Origin of the sequence: Sulfuricella sp. T08 (assembly GCF_000971475.1) — a bacterium.
Taxonomy (GTDB): Bacteria; Pseudomonadota; Gammaproteobacteria; order Burkholderiales; family Sulfuricellaceae; genus Sulfuricella.
In genome coordinates, this window is sequence record NZ_DF967548.1 from 91,805 (window position 1) to 105,290 (window position 13,486).

17 protein-coding genes are annotated in these 13,486 nt (G+C 58.1%); 5 read left to right on the plus strand and 12 right to left on the minus strand.

The window, feature by feature from the left end; genetic code table 11:
• Window positions 1-31: 31 nt before the first annotated feature.
• The 3 genes from dnaG to rpsU form a co-directional block, all read right to left on the minus strand.
• Window positions 32-1,789, minus strand: coding sequence for a DNA primase (gene dnaG, locus SCT_RS12505; protein ID WP_059423519.1), 1,758 nt, complete (start codon window positions 1,787-1,789; stop codon window positions 32-34).
• Window positions 1,790-1,891: 102 nt separating this feature from the next.
• Window positions 1,892-2,338, minus strand: coding sequence for a GatB/YqeY domain-containing protein (locus SCT_RS12510; protein ID WP_059423521.1), 447 nt, complete (start codon window positions 2,336-2,338; stop codon window positions 1,892-1,894).
• 3 nt (window positions 2,339-2,341) lie between these two features.
• Window positions 2,342-2,554 (minus strand): 30S ribosomal protein S21, encoded by a 213-nt coding sequence (gene rpsU, locus SCT_RS12515; protein WP_009205451.1) that lies wholly within the window; start codon window positions 2,552-2,554, stop codon window positions 2,342-2,344.
• A gap of 120 nt (window positions 2,555-2,674) precedes the next feature.
• On the opposite strand from rpsU, the gene tsaD reads away from it, so the two are divergent.
• The gene (tsaD, locus tag SCT_RS12520) at window positions 2,675-3,679 is read left to right on the plus strand and encodes a tRNA (adenosine(37)-N6)-threonylcarbamoyltransferase complex transferase subunit TsaD (protein WP_059423523.1); all 1,005 of its coding nucleotides are present in this window, start codon (window positions 2,675-2,677) and stop codon (window positions 3,677-3,679) included.
• Here the strand turns inward: tsaD and SCT_RS12525 are convergent.
• Window positions 3,672-4,466, minus strand: a complete 795-nt coding sequence (locus SCT_RS12525) for a hypothetical protein (protein ID WP_059423525.1) — start codon at window positions 4,464-4,466, stop codon at window positions 3,672-3,674. The genes tsaD and SCT_RS12525 overlap by 8 nt on opposite strands.
• Before the next feature lie 31 nt (window positions 4,467-4,497).
• Complete coding sequence (gene plsY / locus SCT_RS12530; RefSeq protein ID WP_059423528.1) at window positions 4,498-5,121, minus strand: glycerol-3-phosphate 1-O-acyltransferase PlsY; 624 nt, start codon at window positions 5,119-5,121, stop codon at window positions 4,498-4,500.
• 61 nt (window positions 5,122-5,182) lie between these two features.
• On the opposite strand from plsY, the gene SCT_RS12535 reads away from it, so the two are divergent.
• Both SCT_RS12535 and SCT_RS12540 read left to right on the plus strand, forming a co-directional pair.
• Window positions 5,183-5,545, plus strand: a complete 363-nt coding sequence (locus tag SCT_RS12535; RefSeq protein WP_059423530.1) for a dihydroneopterin aldolase — start codon at window positions 5,183-5,185, stop codon at window positions 5,543-5,545.
• Between the two features lie 23 nt (window positions 5,546-5,568).
• Window positions 5,569-6,270 carry a sulfite exporter TauE/SafE family protein gene (locus SCT_RS12540; protein WP_256381549.1) on the plus strand — a complete coding sequence of 234 codons (702 nt, stop codon included), beginning with the start codon at window positions 5,569-5,571 and terminating at the stop codon, window positions 6,268-6,270.
• A gap of 7 nt (window positions 6,271-6,277) precedes the next feature.
• Here SCT_RS12540 and xerD read toward each other — a convergent pair whose 3' ends face one another.
• The 7 genes from xerD to ffh form a co-directional block, all read right to left on the minus strand.
• Entirely contained in the window at window positions 6,278-7,174 is an 897-nt protein-coding gene (xerD, locus tag SCT_RS12545; RefSeq protein ID WP_059423534.1) for a site-specific tyrosine recombinase XerD, read from the minus strand.
• Window positions 7,152-7,622, minus strand: coding sequence for a methylated-DNA--[protein]-cysteine S-methyltransferase (locus SCT_RS12550; protein ID WP_059423536.1), 471 nt, complete (start codon window positions 7,620-7,622; stop codon window positions 7,152-7,154). Before SCT_RS12550 ends, xerD begins: the two co-directional genes overlap by 23 nt.
• A 151-nt stretch (window positions 7,623-7,773) precedes the next feature.
• Entirely contained in the window at window positions 7,774-8,157 is a 384-nt protein-coding gene (gene rplS / locus SCT_RS12555) for a 50S ribosomal protein L19 (protein ID WP_059423539.1), read from the minus strand.
• Between the two features lie 18 nt (window positions 8,158-8,175).
• The gene (gene trmD, locus SCT_RS12560) at window positions 8,176-8,946 is read right to left on the minus strand and encodes a tRNA (guanosine(37)-N1)-methyltransferase TrmD (protein ID WP_059423542.1); all 771 of its coding nucleotides are present in this window, start codon (window positions 8,944-8,946) and stop codon (window positions 8,176-8,178) included.
• Complete coding sequence (gene rimM, locus SCT_RS12565) at window positions 8,943-9,422, minus strand: ribosome maturation factor RimM (protein ID WP_237759692.1); 480 nt, start codon at window positions 9,420-9,422, stop codon at window positions 8,943-8,945. The genes trmD and rimM overlap by 4 nt, the downstream gene beginning before the upstream one ends.
• Before the next feature lie 13 nt (window positions 9,423-9,435).
• Window positions 9,436-9,678, minus strand: a complete 243-nt coding sequence (gene rpsP / locus SCT_RS12570; RefSeq protein ID WP_009205463.1) for a 30S ribosomal protein S16 — start codon at window positions 9,676-9,678, stop codon at window positions 9,436-9,438.
• An 85-nt stretch (window positions 9,679-9,763) separates the two neighbouring features.
• On the minus strand, window positions 9,764-11,107 hold the full coding sequence (ffh, locus tag SCT_RS12575; RefSeq protein ID WP_059423543.1) for a signal recognition particle protein: 1,344 nt from the start codon (window positions 11,105-11,107) through the stop codon (window positions 9,764-9,766).
• Window positions 11,108-11,199: 92 nt separating this feature from the next.
• Here ffh and SCT_RS12580 point away from each other — a divergent pair, with 92 nt between their 5' ends.
• Together SCT_RS12580 and SCT_RS12585 are read left to right on the plus strand one after the other, a co-directional pair.
• Window positions 11,200-12,027, plus strand: a complete 828-nt coding sequence (locus SCT_RS12580) for an inner membrane protein YpjD (RefSeq protein WP_059423545.1) — start codon at window positions 11,200-11,202, stop codon at window positions 12,025-12,027.
• A gap of 123 nt (window positions 12,028-12,150) precedes the next feature.
• On the plus strand, window positions 12,151-13,419 hold the full coding sequence (locus tag SCT_RS12585) for an HlyC/CorC family transporter (protein ID WP_059423546.1): 1,269 nt from the start codon (window positions 12,151-12,153) through the stop codon (window positions 13,417-13,419).
• Window positions 13,420-13,486: the final 67 nt, after the last annotated feature.

Consider the following 13,486-nt stretch of genomic DNA (forward strand, 5'->3'; position numbering starts at 1 on the left):
ATTTCGTTGCAAAAAAGTGCTAAATTATATACTATTTTTGGGTTGATTGGGCACTATTTGTCGGAGCGGAACCACCCTGTAGCAGGCGCTGCAACTCCTGCTTCTCTTCCGGAGACAACCCCTGTACACGGGAGAGCGCAAGCAGCGATTCGATCCGCCGCTGACGGCCCGACTTTTTCAACTGCTCCAGCGCGCCAGCAAATTCCTCTGCCACTTCGAATTCCTCGTCCCACTGAAGAATCTCGCCCGACACCTCACTCAACAAAGCCTCATGTGACGTACCGCGAAAACTCTCCAGTACGGCTACCGTCGTCGTTGACTGTGAATGGCTGGCGGCGACGAGACCAAGCAGTGCCGACAAGGTCTTCAGTTCCTCCGAACCCTCACCCAACAGGCTCAGGTCGAAGTCTGCCCCCAGTTCTGGCTGGACAAGCAACAACTGAAGCAGCTTTCTGGCCAGCGAGGGCGGCTTGCGGGAAGGACGGGATCGAGTAGCAGCAGGTTTTACCGTCGATTTGACCGGAATCAGTCCTTCTAGTTCATTCCGTGTAACACCTGCCAATTCCGATAGACGCTGCTGCAGCATCATGCGTAGCGCCGGTGCAGCCACCTGCTGCACCAAAGGCTGCGCCAGTTTGAGAAAGTGCGCCCGTCCTTCCATGGTTTGCATGTCCACCCCGGCGGCCAGTTCACGCAGGAGAAACTCCGACATTGGCATCGCACTTTCTAACTGCGCCTCGAATGCCGCCTTCCCTTCCTTACGGATGTAACTGTCGGGGTCCTCGCCCTGGGGCAGAAACAGGAACTTGATGCTTTTTTCGTCCCCCACCAGCGCCAGGCTGTTTTCCAGGGCACGCCACGCCGCCTTGCGTCCCGCCGTGTCGCCGTCGAAGCAGAACACCACGTTATCGGTCTGCCGCAACAACTTTTGCACATGCACCGGCGTGGTCGCGGTACCCAGCGTCGCCACCGCATATTCGACACCGTGTTGCGCCAGCGCCACCACATCCATGTAACCTTCCACCACGATCACTTTGCCGGCGGCCCGGATCGCCTGGCGCGCCTGGAACAGGCCGTAAAGCTCACGACCTTTCTCGAACAGCGGTGTTTCCGGAGAATTAAGGTACTTGGGTTCCCCCGTTTCCAGCACCCGCCCGCCGAAACCGATCACCGCACCCTTCTGGTTGATGATGGGAAACATGATACGGTCGCGAAAACGGTCGTAGCGCTTGCCTTCGCCCTCGATCACCAGCCCCGCCTGCACCAGCGATTTTGCCTGGTAATCGGAAAAAACTGTGGCGAGGTTTTGCCAGCCTCCCGGCGCATAACCGATGCCGAAGCGCGCCGCGATTTCGCCGGAAAGACCGCGCTTTTTCAGGTATGCGATCGCCCCTTCTGAGCGCTTTAGCTCATCGCGGTAATAATGGGTCGCATGCTGCATAGCCTCGGTCAGGGCCTCAAAATCACCCTCTGTCTTGCGCTCATAATGCCCGGATTCCTCTTTCGGCACCGTCAGGCCAGCGCTTCTGGCCAACTCCCCCACCGCTTCGACGAAGCCCAGACCCTGATGCTCCATGACAAACCCAATGGCGCTGCCGTGCGCGCCGCAACCGAAGCAATGGTAAAACTGCTTGGTCGGACTAACCGAAAATGATGGGGATTTTTCGCTGTGGAACGGGCAGCATGCGACATAGTTCGCGCCCGCCTTTTTGAGCGGGACGTAACGGTCCACCACGTCAACGATATCCAGGCGATTGAGAAGATCCTGGACGAAGGACTGCGGAATCATGAGCCCCCCTGCTAAAGCATTACACCAAAACAGCACCGCCCACTACTGAATACGGGAATCGGAAACGGCGGTCGGACGGATGAAACTGTGGAGTTGAAACGCTTAGTCGCCCAGCTTGGCTTTAATCAGGGCGGACACCTTGCCCATATCGGCACGGCCGGCCATTTGCGGCTTGACGATCGCCATGATCTTGCCCATGTCCTTCACGCCAGCCGCCCCGGAGGAAACAATCGCGGCAACAACCAGCGCCTCGGTCTCGGAGTCCGTCAGGGGCTGCGGCATATAACCCTGCAGCACCGACACCTCGAACTTCTCGATGTCAGCCAGGTCCTGTCGTCCAGCGGATTCGAACTGGGAAATGGAGTCGCGCCGCTGTTTGAGCATTTTCTCGATCGCCGCGATCACCTGATCATCGGAGAGCTCGATGCGCTCGTCCACCTCGCGCTGCTTGATCGCGGCCATAAGCAGCCGGATCGCCGCTAGGCGTGACACATCCTTGGCACGCATCGCCGATTTCATATCCTCGGCGATTTGAAGCCTGAGACTCATTGCTCAGTAAAGCTTGGGGGGGAGCATCTGGCTGCGCAGGCGCTTGAAGTGACGCTTGACGGCAGCAGCCATCTTGCGCTTGCGCTCGGCAGTGGGCTTCTCGTAAAATTCGCGGGCGCGAAGTTCAGTCAGCAGACCGGTTTTTTCCACAGCGCGCTTGAAGCGGCGCAGAGCTACATCGAACGGCTCGTTTTCCTTGACACGTACACTCGGCATGAGTAAATCACCTTAAATTTAGTAATGAGTTTTGAAGCAAGTCGATAATTATATCGGCTAAATAATCTTTTTCATAGCCAAATTTACCGTTGCCTGCAAAACCGCTATGATGGCGGCCTTATGCTCGTCCTCGGAATCGAAACCTCCTGCGATGAAACCGGCGTTGCTCTGTACCATACGGAACGCGGCTTGCTCGCCCATGCACTGCACTCGCAGGTGGCGATGCACGCTGAATATGGCGGAGTGGTGCCGGAACTCGCTTCGCGTGATCACATCCGGCGTGTACTACCGCTGACCCGGCAAACCCTGCAGCAAGCCGGCTGCACCCTGGACGATATCGGGGCCATCGCCTATACCGAAGGGCCGGGACTGGCCGGGGCGCTGCTGGTCGGTGCCAGTATTGCCGCCGCGCTTGGATTCGCGCTCAAGGTGCCGGTTATCGGCATCCACCATCTTGAAGGCCACCTGCTCGCACCATTGCTCGAACCCAATCCGCCTGCCTTCCCGTTCGTCGCCCTGCTGGTTTCCGGCGGCCACAGCCAGCTGATGAAAGTTTCCGGCATCGGCGCCTACGAAACCCTGGGGGAAACCCTGGACGATGCCGCCGGCGAAGCCTTCGACAAGACCGCCAAGCTGCTCGGACTGGGTTATCCGGGTGGGCCGGCCCTGTCCATGCGGGCCGAGCGGGGCGTGCCGGGACGTTTCAAGCTGCCGCGTCCCATGATCAACAGCGGCGACCTCAATTTCAGCTTCAGCGGCCTGAAGACTGCGGTGCTGACCCTGGCCAGGCAACAGACGCTGGATGACCAGACCGTGAATGACATCGCCCGCGCCTTTCAGGACGCCATCGTCGAAGTGCTCGCCGCCAAATCACTGGCCGCGCTGAGCCAGAGTGGCCTGGACCGGCTGGTGGTAGCCGGCGGAGTGGGCGCCAACCGGCAGTTGCGCGAACAGCTCTCCGCGCTTTCCGCCCGCCGGGGCTTTGAAGTGTTTTATCCGAAGCTCGAATTCTGCACCGACAACGGCGCCATGATTGCCTTTGCAGGCGCGATGAGGCTCAAGCTTTCTCCCGCCAAGAGCTGGAAATTCAACGTGCGGCCGCGCTGGGATCTGGCGACTATTTGATTCCATGCAATCCGCTCACCCAGCGGATCAGGGATTCATTGCCGATCATCTGAGTCACTTCCAGCGGAAAAAACAGCACCGCATAGAACGCGATCAGGATCAGGATCAACAGCACGTGGCCAAACACACTTTCAGGCCGCAGCACACCCCAGTACTTCATGGCGAGGAACACCAGATCCTTCTTGTGTTCCGCCATGCTGCGGTATTTCAACACCAGCTTGACCAGCAGATAGACGGCGTAGCCGCCGCTAAGCGACAGGAAGACCACGCGAAACAAGCTGTACATGTCCATGCCGCCAAGCAGGGCGCGGTGATACATCAGCGAAAGCCCCCCCATGACCACAGAAGCAACCACCGCGATCAGGATATTGGCGATCAAGCGCCGACGTTCGCGTGCCAGATCCTGCTGGCGCTGAATGAAGAAGTTGTCTACCTCGCGCTTCAGATACTCGACGCGGTCCTGCACCAAGGCGGTGATTTCCGCCTTCATCACGCCCACACGAGCATCAACAGTGGCGCCAAGCCTCTCTGCTGCGTAGTCCACCAGTTCGATCACGTCGTCCTTGGTGAACTGGCGCTGGCTATGCAATTCAGCGGAAATCTTGTCAAGCTTGTGGTCAACTTCCCGGCTCGCGCTCAACACTGCCTCACGCAGTTCGCCGCTAGCCTCTTTCACCCCATCCTGGACAACGACATTCAACTTCTCCGCGGCCTGCTCGATGGCCGTGCGAGATACCTGTTCCAGGCTTTCCCGTGCGTAATCCATTTCCTTTTCGAACCAGGCCACAGCCACACCTCCAGTATCTTAAGTATAGAGCCTACGGTGGCGGCGCATCGCCGGGCTGAGTCTTGCCAATCGCATGCTCCTTGCCGGAAAGCAGGTTCTGGATATTACTCTTGTGCCGCCAGATCAGGAGTAGCGACACCACCGCCACCGCCGCCACCAGCACACCGGATTTCAACCACAACCAGCCGTAAAACGGCGTGAACACCGCCGCGATCAAGGCGGACAAAGAAGAAATTCGCCACATGTAGGTCGCCAGCAGCCAGGTTGCCAAGGCAGCGAGGCCCAGCCAGGGATTAAGCGCCAGCAGGATGCCCAGCACCGTGGCAACGCCCTTGCCGCCGTGGAAGCCAAAAAAAACCGGGTAGGCATGGCCGAGGAACACCGCTATGGCCGATGCGGCGACGACCGTCTCGTTCAGGCCATAAACGGGTGCCAGGCGCAACGCCAGAAAAACCGCCAGCCAGCCCTTGGCGCCATCGCCCAGCAAGGTCACTGCGGCGGCCAGCTTTTTGCCGGTGCGCAAGACATTGGTCGCACCCGGATTTTTCGAGCCGAAAGTGCGCGGATCGGGCAGGCCGAACACTTTGCTGGTAAGTACAGCAAAGGAAACCGAACCAATCAGGTAAGCGGCGAGGATGAAAATTACCGTATTCATATCAAATCACTTAAAATGGCCACTTTTAGATTTTACGGCAAATTGCCCGCCCTAACACCCGATGGACATCGTTTTCCTGGAAGAAATCAAGCTCGACATCGTCATCGGCATCTATGAGTGGGAGCGCAAAGTCCCGCAGACTATTCGCATCGACATCGACATCGGCCTGCCGCACAGCCGTGCCGGCGAAACCGACAGTATCGCCGACACCATCGACTACGGTGCGGTGATGGCTCGCATCCGTCAAACTGCGGCCGCACAGCACTTTTCCCTGGTAGAAGCCCTGGCGGAGCATATTGCCGCCCTGATCCGCACCGAATTCGGCGCACCCTGGGTCAAAGTCTCTGTCGCCAAACTGGGCATGCTGCGCGGTGTCAAGCGGCTGGGAATCGTGATTGAGCGCGGGGAACGACCATCAGCCTAGAAGCATTAGCGGTCGCACTGCTGATCCTCCTTCTCGCCTACTTCATCCGCGGCATCACGGGTTTCGGCTCCGGACTGATTGCGGTACCCCTCCTGGCGCACTTCCTGCCTCTCCAATTCGTCGTGCCGTTGGTGCTGGTGCTGGATTTTTCGGCTTCCATTGCGCTCGGCGGCAAAACCCGCAAGCATATCAACTGGAACGAACTAAAACCCTTGCTGCCCTTCGGCGCGATCGGCGTGATCCTGGGAGTGACGCTGCTCATCCACACGCCGCGCGAGCCGCTGCTGATCGGACTGGGAATTTTCGTGCTGATCTTCGGCGTGCGCAACCTGCTCAACATCCACGGCGAAGCCACCATCTCACGCTGGTGGGCCATACCGACGGGACTCACCGGCGGCACCGTAGGCGCACTGTTCGGCACGGGCGGTCCGCCCTACATCATCTATCTGTCCCACCGCCTGAAAGACAAAGCCGAACTGCGCGCCACCTTCTCCGGCCTGTTCACCTTCGAGGGCGGACTGCGCATCATTTCTTTCCTCGCTACCGGCCTGCTGCTGCAGAACGGAATGCTCACCGCCATCCTCACCGCCCTTCCGGTCATGGCGCTTGGCCTGTATCTCGGCCACCGCGCCCACCTCGGCATCTCCAGCCAGCAAATGCTCAAGCTCATCGGCGTGCTGCTCATCAGCAGCAGCGTCTCACTGATCTGGAAAGCCTTGGCCTGACATCCCATCACCCGCGTGGGTGATGGCTTGCATGCAGCTGCTTCAGACGTTCCCGTGCCACATGAGTGTAGATTTGAGTGGTAGAAATATCGGCGTGCCCGAGCAGCATCTGCACCACGCGCAAATCTGCACCATGGTTGAGCAGATGGGTAGCGAAGGCATGGCGCAGGGTATGTGGTGACAACGGTTTCCCGACCCCGCCCTGGACGGCGCGGCGCTTGATCAAGTACCAGAAGGCCTGACGCGTCATTGCCCCGCGCCGGGCAGTGACAAACAGAGCGTCACTGGCTTTACCATTGAGCAGATGAGGGCGTGCTTCGGCCAGATAGTGCTTTAGCCAGCCGACAGCCTCTTCGCCCAGAGGGACCAGTCTTTCCTTGCCACCTTTACCCATGACGCGCACCACGCCCATATCCAGGCTCGCTTCGGCCACCTTCAGCGTCACCAGTTCGGAAACCCGCAGGCCGGTGGCATAAAGCGTTTCCAGCATCGCTTTGTCGCGCAATCCCAGCGCGTCGCCAATATCAGGCGCATTCAACAAAGCTTCCACATCCGCTTCGGTCAGGCTTTTTGGCAGTGCCCTGACCTGTTTCGGCGAGGAGATATTGAGCGTCGGGTCGGCGCTTATCCGGCCTTGGCGCAGCAGGTAGCGGTAAAACCGCCGAAAGCTGGAAAGCTCGCGACTCGCCGTACTGGCACGGGTTTTCACCACGTTGTACTGATGCGACAAAAAACCCTCCAGCTCGGCATGGCCCGCTTCCTGCAAGCTCTTGCTGCATGTTCCCTGGAGCCAAACGGCGAACTGCTGCAAATCACGCCGGTAGCTCTCCAGGGTGTTGCGCGCCAGGCCTTCCTCCAGCCATAGCGCATCGCAGAATTCGTCAAGCAGGCTGTCTGTGCTCATGCTGTAACAGCCAACGTTTGATCGCCAGCGGATCGCCGCCGGTACTGTTCATGAACCCGCCCAGACCGTCTCGCGCCAGCACGCGGTGGCAGGGGATGATCACCGGAATGGGATTAGCGCCGCAGGCTTGCCCCACCGCGCGCGGCGCGGAGTGGAGTTGCTTGGCCAAATCACCGTAGCTTTGTGTAGAGCCGCTGGGAATTTGCCGCAACGCCTGCCACACCCTGGACTGAAACACGGTGCCATGCAACGCGAGGGGCAAGTCGAAGCTAAAGAGAGGATCGGCGAGGTAAGCCTGCAACTGCGTGCAAACCTGACTGGAAATGGCGTCCTGCGGCTCCAGAACCGGCGTTCCAGGCGGCAGAAAATCAAGGGCGGCCAGCGCCGTGCCGTCGGTCATGATGCCGAGCACCGCAAAAGGCGCAGGAAATCTCGCCTGGTAAGCCATCACCTCGCAACAGCGCCGCAGACGGCGCTTGTGAACGGGGAAAAAAGCGGGTACATCAGAACCAGATAATGCATAGCATCATTCTAGCCGATCAAAACAACAAAGGCCACGATGGCAATGCCTTCGTGGCCTTGGACTACAGCGTACAGGTTTACTGTGCCGGCTTCGCCGTCTGAGTACGGGCGACCAGCTTTTCCTTGATACGTGCAGATTTGCCGGAGCGATCGCGCAGGTAGTACAGCTTGGCGCGGCGCACATCTCCGCGACGCTTCACTTCGATGCTGGCAATCAGCGGGGAGTGGGTCTGGAAAGTACGCTCCACGCCTTCGCCATTGGAAATTTTACGGACGATAAAGGCGGAGTTGAGCCCCCTGTTGCGCTTGGCAATCACCACACCTTCAAAAACCTGAACCCGCTTGCGGGTACCTTCCACGACGTTAACGCCGACGATCACCGTGTCGCCTGGCGCGAAATCGGGGATGGTTTTGCCCAGGCGGGCGATTTCTTCCTGTTCCAGCTGCTTGATAATATCCATTTAAAACTCCTTGCTTCGTTATTTATTGGATTCCTGTTCCTGCTGGTTTTCTGCTTTGAATGCAGCCAGCAGCCCGGATTCCTCTTTTGTCAACTGACGGGCGGCCAATAAGTCCGGCCGCCTCAGCCAGGTTCTGCCCAACGCCTGCTTCAACCGCCAGCGTTGAATTTCTGCATGGTGACCGGACATCAAAACTTCCGGCACCGTCTCGCCCTGATAAACCTCGGGGCGGGTATAGTGGGGACAATCCAGCAGCCCATCCACGAATGAATCCTGTACTGCCGATTCGGCATCGCCGAGTACGCCCGGCAACTGCCTGACGACGGCGTCGATCAGCACCATCGCCGCCAGTTCCCCGCCGGACAGCACGTAGTCGCCGATCGAGATTTCTTCATCCACCTGATGGTGCAACAAGCGCTCGTCCACACCTTCATAACGACTCGCCAGCAGCACCAAACCTGGCTCCTGGGTCAGTTCCATCACACGCTGGTGGGTTAGCACCTTGCCTTGGGGAGAAAGATGTATCACCCTCGGGTTTGCCACACCGGCCTGCTTCTGCCGCTCTTTCGCAGCCAGAATCGCCTTTCCCAGTGGCTCGGCCAGCATCACCATGCCTGGCCCACCTCCGTAGGGGCGATCATCTACCGTACGATAGTTGTCCTCGGTGAAATCGCGCGGATTCCACAACTGCAACTGGAAACGCTCCTGCTCCAGCGCGCGCCGCGTGATGCCGTGTTTGGCAAGTGCGTCGAACATCGGCGGGAACAAGGTGATGACGTCGAAATTCAATAATCCGCGCCCCAGTCCACGTCGATCCGTCCCGCCGCCAAGTCGACTTTGAGGATGACCTGGGCAGTAAACGGCAGCAGTCTTTCGCGCTCGCCCTCTACCACCAGCACGTCGTTCGCCCCGGTTTCCAGGAGTTCCGCCACCTTACCCAGCACTTCACCCTGGACATTCACCACTTCCAGCCCGATCAGATCGGACCAGTAATATTCATTTTCAGGCGCTTCCGGCAGCGCCTCACGCGGCACTGCGACTTCAAGACCCTTCAGCGCCGCCGCGGCATCGCGGTCATTACACCCATCCAGCCTGGCAACCAAGGTCTTGTGGTGGGCTTCCATCTCCAGAACCTTGACTTCGCGCCACTGCTCGCCTCGCCCAAGATTCCAGACAGGAAAATCCAGCAGTCCACCGATTTTTTCGGTAAACGGCTGTACCTTGACCCAACCGAGGATGCCAAAGGGGGCGGCGATGCGCCCCATTACCACCAGATTCTTAAGCTGCGGCACGCTTGACGAGTTTGGCCACAGCGTCAGACAGCAACGCACCGTGTCCCTGCCAGTAGCTGATGCGCTCGCTATCGAGGCGCACAGCCTCCTGACCTTCACGCGCAACCGGGTTATAGAAACCTACGCGCTCGATGAATCGGCCGTCACGGCGATTGCGGGAATCAGCCACGACTACGTTGAAAAACGGGCGCTTCTTGGCACCACCACGGGCAAGTCGAATCACAACCATAATTAAATGTCACCCTTAAAAAATTCGGTCTAAAAAGCCGGCCATTTTACGCTAAGTTTTGGAATAAACGCAAGAAAGATATTCATCACATGCCGGGCAGCATGCCCTTCATGCCCCTCATCATCTTCGCCATGCCGCCCTTGGCGACCATCTTCATCATTTTCTGGGTTTGCTCGAACTGGTTCAACAACCGGTTCACTTCCTGTACCTGCACCCCGGCGCCGGCAGCGATGCGGCGCTTGCGCGAAGCCTTGAGAAGTGCCGGATTGCGGCGCTCTCCCGGTGTCATCGAGTTGATGATGCCCTCGATCCGATTGATCGACTTGTCGTCCGCCATACCCGCCGCTGCCTGTCCCATCTGTGCCGGCAACTTGTCCATCAGGGCGGCGACACCGCCCATTTTTTTCATTTGTTGCAGCTGCGCCTTGAAATCCTCGAGATCGAAGCTCTTGCCGGACTTGATTTTCTTTGCCAGTTTGACCGCTTCTTCCTGGTCGACGCCGCGATGGGCTTCTTCAATCAGGGACAACACGTCGCCCATGCCGAGGATGCGAGAAGCCATCCGCTCCGGATGGAAGGCTTCGAGACCACCTACTTTTTCACCTACGCCAGCGAACTTGATCGGCTTGCCGGTGACCTGGCGCACCGACAGCGCTGCACCACCGCGTGCATCGCCGTCGAGCTTGGTGAGCACCACGCCAGTCAGCGGTAACGCTTCACTGAAGGCCTTGGCGGTATTAACCGCATCCTGCCCCTGCATGGCGTCGACCACAAATAAGGTCTCTATCGGCTTGAGGACTTCATGCAGGCGCTGGATTTCGGCCATCATGGCTTCGTCTATCGCCAGACGGCCCGCAGTGTCTATGATCAGGACATCGTGGAAATGCTTGTCGGCGTAATCCCGTGCCGCCAGCGCGATCTGCTCCGGGCTCTGCCCCGCCTCGGCAGGAAAATAATCCGTCTCGATCTGCTGCGCCAAGGCACGCAACTGTTCCATAGCCGCCGGACGGTAAACGTCGCAACTTGCCAGCAACACCTTTTTCTTCATCTGCTCACGCAGGTATTTGGCCAGCTTGGCCGAGGTGGTGGTTTTACCTGCACCCTGGAGGCCTGCCATCAGTATCACCGCGGGTGGCAGCGTAGTGAAATTGAGCGCGGCGTTCTGGCCACCCATCAGTCTGGCCATTTCCTGATGAACGATACCTATCACGGCCTGACCCGGTGTCAGACTGGCGAGTACCTCCTGGCCCTGTGCACGCTCCTTGACGTGGGCAATGAAATCCTTCACCACCGGCAAGGCAACGTCAGCCTCGAGCAGTGCCATGCGCACCTCGCGCAGGGCGTCCTGGATATTGGCTTCGGTCAGGCGGGCCTGGCCGCGCAGAGTTTTTATTACACCGGAAAGGCGATTGGTGAGATTGTCGAACATGGCGGCAAATTGTCCTGCTGAATGTTAATCCGAATGCGGATAGTGTAGACTTGTGTTTAGAGAAACAATAACGCCGACAAGTTTACAACACAATGAGCGGTTCACTCCATTTCCTCGCCTTTCTGCTTTACAGCGCGCTCGGCCTGCTTTTCTGGCGCTCGGTCTGGCGCCCCGCCGGCCCAGAAAGGGCACACCACGCTGCCGAAGCCTCAATGGCCGGGCGGCTTGCCATACTGGTGCCACTCGCGCTGCATGGCGCACTGCTTTATCCCTCCCTACTTCCCGGCGCGGGCCTGAATCTCGGCATCGGCAATACTGTATCGGCAATCTCCTGGCTCACCGTACTGGTCTACTGGCTCGCCAGCTTCCATTACAACATGGAAGGCCTGCAAACCCTGGTATTGCCCGGCGCTGCGATCTGCCTGCTATTGCCGCTGATTTTTCCGGAAGCGCATACCATCGCCCATACCGAGCTACCGCTTTTCAAGGTTCACTTGCTGATTTCACTGCTCGCCTACAGCCTGTTCACTATCGCGGCAGTGCACGCGGTGCTGATGGCACTGGTGGAACGCCGTCTTCACGGCCACGCCCTGTCACGCATCCAGGGTAAATTGCCACCCTTGCTGGCAATGGAGGCGTTGCTGTTTCGCATCATCACCGTGGGATTCATACTGCTCACCCTGTCTATCCTGAGCGGCGTGATGTTCTCCGAGGAACTCTTCCACAAACCCCTGCAGTTCAACCACAAATCGCTGTTCGCACTGCTTTCCTGGGGTATTTACGCAGCCCTGCTGGGAGGACGGCAAATTTACGGCTGGCGTGGTCGCACCGCCATCCTCTGGACGCTCGCAGGATTTTCTATGCTGCTGCTGGCTTATCTCGGCAGCAAGTTCGTGCTGGAAGTAATCCTGCAACGCTGAAAATGAATGAAGCGAGGAGTAAGGGGTTAGGGGTGAGGAGTAAAACCAGGCTCGGTGGCGTTTTTGACTTTACTCCTCACTCCTCACCCCTCACTTCTACCCCCTAACTCATCACCTCGAAAAATGGATGACATCCCGTTAAGCGTTCTGCTGGCTGTGCTGGCACTGATTCTGATCGTTTCCGGATTCTTTGCCATCGCCGAAACCAGCATGATGGCGCTCAACCGCTACCGCTTGAAGCATCTGGTCAAACACGGCCACCGCGGTGCAAAGCTTACTGCCCATCTGCTCGAAAAAACCGACAAGCTGCTCGGCGTAATCCTGCTTGGCAACAACCTCCTCAACGCCGCCGCCGCCGCACTGGTCACGGTCATCACTATCAGGCTGTTTGGCGACAACGAGTGGTCGTTAACGTTGGGTACACTTGCCGTCACTTTCCTGATCCTGGTGTTTAGCGAAGTCACCCCCAAGGTACTCGGAGCAGCCTATCCAGAACGCATCGCGATTCCCTCCAGCTATGTTCTCACGCCGCTGCTCAAGTTGTTTTACCCGGTGATATGGTTCATCAATCTGTTCGTTCGTTCCCTGCTCTGGCTGCTACGCCTGAAACCTCCCGCCACGGCAACCGCCCTCAACATGGAGGAACTGCGCACGCTGGTGCTGGAAGCAGGCCATTACATTCCGCCCAAGCACCAGAGCATTTTCCTCAACCTGTTCGAGCTGGAAAACGTCAACGTGGACGATGTCATGATTCCGCGCAACCAGATCGAGGCGATCGACCTTGACGCGCCCGAGGAAATGATCCGGGAACAGCTCGCTACCAGCCACCACACGAGGCTGCCGGTGTACCGAGGCAGGCTGGACAATATCGTCGGCGTGATCCATATCCGCCATGTCCTGCACCAGGTTCGCAACAACGAAATCAACACTGAGTTGCTGCGGGAAATCGTGCGTGAACCTTATTTCATCCCCGCCGGAACTTCGCTTTTTTCCCAACTGCAACACTTCCAGGAAAATCGCCACCATATCGGACTGGTGGTGGACGAGTATGGCGAACTGCTCGGATTGGTGAGCCTGGAAGACATTCTGGAAGAAATCGTCGGCGAATTCGCCTCACGACCTACTGCCCACGGCGGCATTTACCCGCAGGACGACGGTAGTTGGCTGGTCGATGGCGGCTGCTCTCTGCGTGACCTGAACCGCAAGCTCAAACTCAATTTACCGCTGGATGGCCCTAAAACCCTGAACGGCCTGATTCTCGAACATTTCGAGGATATCCCGGAAGCCGACACCAGCTTCAAAATCAACGGACTTACACTGGAAATCGTCCAGACTCAGGATCGCATTGTCAAAGTCGTGCGTATTTTCCCACTCTTATCCTCCTCGGAATAGACTTCGCCGTCTTTACAAAAAAACTTGCCAAGTGCATTATTGGGCTGTTTTTAATCCCTAGGCGGAC

Coding starts and splice junctions, on each gene's coding strand:
- dnaG (WP_059423519.1), bottom strand. CDS start 1,789: ATGATTCCGCAGTCCTTCGTCCAGGATCTTCTCAATCGCCTGGATATC.
- SCT_RS12510 (WP_059423521.1), bottom strand. CDS start 2,338: ATGAGTCTCAGGCTTCAAATCGCCGAGGATATGAAATCGGCGATGCGT.
- rpsU (WP_009205451.1), bottom strand. CDS start 2,554: ATGCCGAGTGTACGTGTCAAGGAAAACGAGCCGTTCGATGTAGCTCTG.
- tsaD (WP_059423523.1), top strand. CDS start 2,675: ATGCTCGTCCTCGGAATCGAAACCTCCTGCGATGAAACCGGCGTTGCT.
- plsY (WP_059423528.1), bottom strand. CDS start 5,121: ATGAATACGGTAATTTTCATCCTCGCCGCTTACCTGATTGGTTCGGTT.
- SCT_RS12535 (WP_059423530.1), top strand. CDS start 5,183: ATGGACATCGTTTTCCTGGAAGAAATCAAGCTCGACATCGTCATCGGC.
- xerD (WP_059423534.1), bottom strand. CDS start 7,174: ATGAGCACAGACAGCCTGCTTGACGAATTCTGCGATGCGCTATGGCTG.
- SCT_RS12550 (WP_059423536.1), bottom strand. CDS start 7,622: ATGGCTTACCAGGCGAGATTTCCTGCGCCTTTTGCGGTGCTCGGCATC.
- rplS (WP_059423539.1), bottom strand. CDS start 8,157: ATGGATATTATCAAGCAGCTGGAACAGGAAGAAATCGCCCGCCTGGGC.
- rimM (WP_237759692.1), bottom strand. CDS start 9,422: ATGGGGCGCATCGCCGCCCCCTTTGGCATCCTCGGTTGGGTCAAGGTA.
- rpsP (WP_009205463.1), bottom strand. CDS start 9,678: ATGGTTGTGATTCGACTTGCCCGTGGTGGTGCCAAGAAGCGCCCGTTT.
- ffh (WP_059423543.1), bottom strand. CDS start 11,107: ATGTTCGACAATCTCACCAATCGCCTTTCCGGTGTAATAAAAACTCTG.
- SCT_RS12580 (WP_059423545.1), top strand. CDS start 11,200: ATGAGCGGTTCACTCCATTTCCTCGCCTTTCTGCTTTACAGCGCGCTC.
- SCT_RS12585 (WP_059423546.1), top strand. CDS start 12,151: ATGGATGACATCCCGTTAAGCGTTCTGCTGGCTGTGCTGGCACTGATT.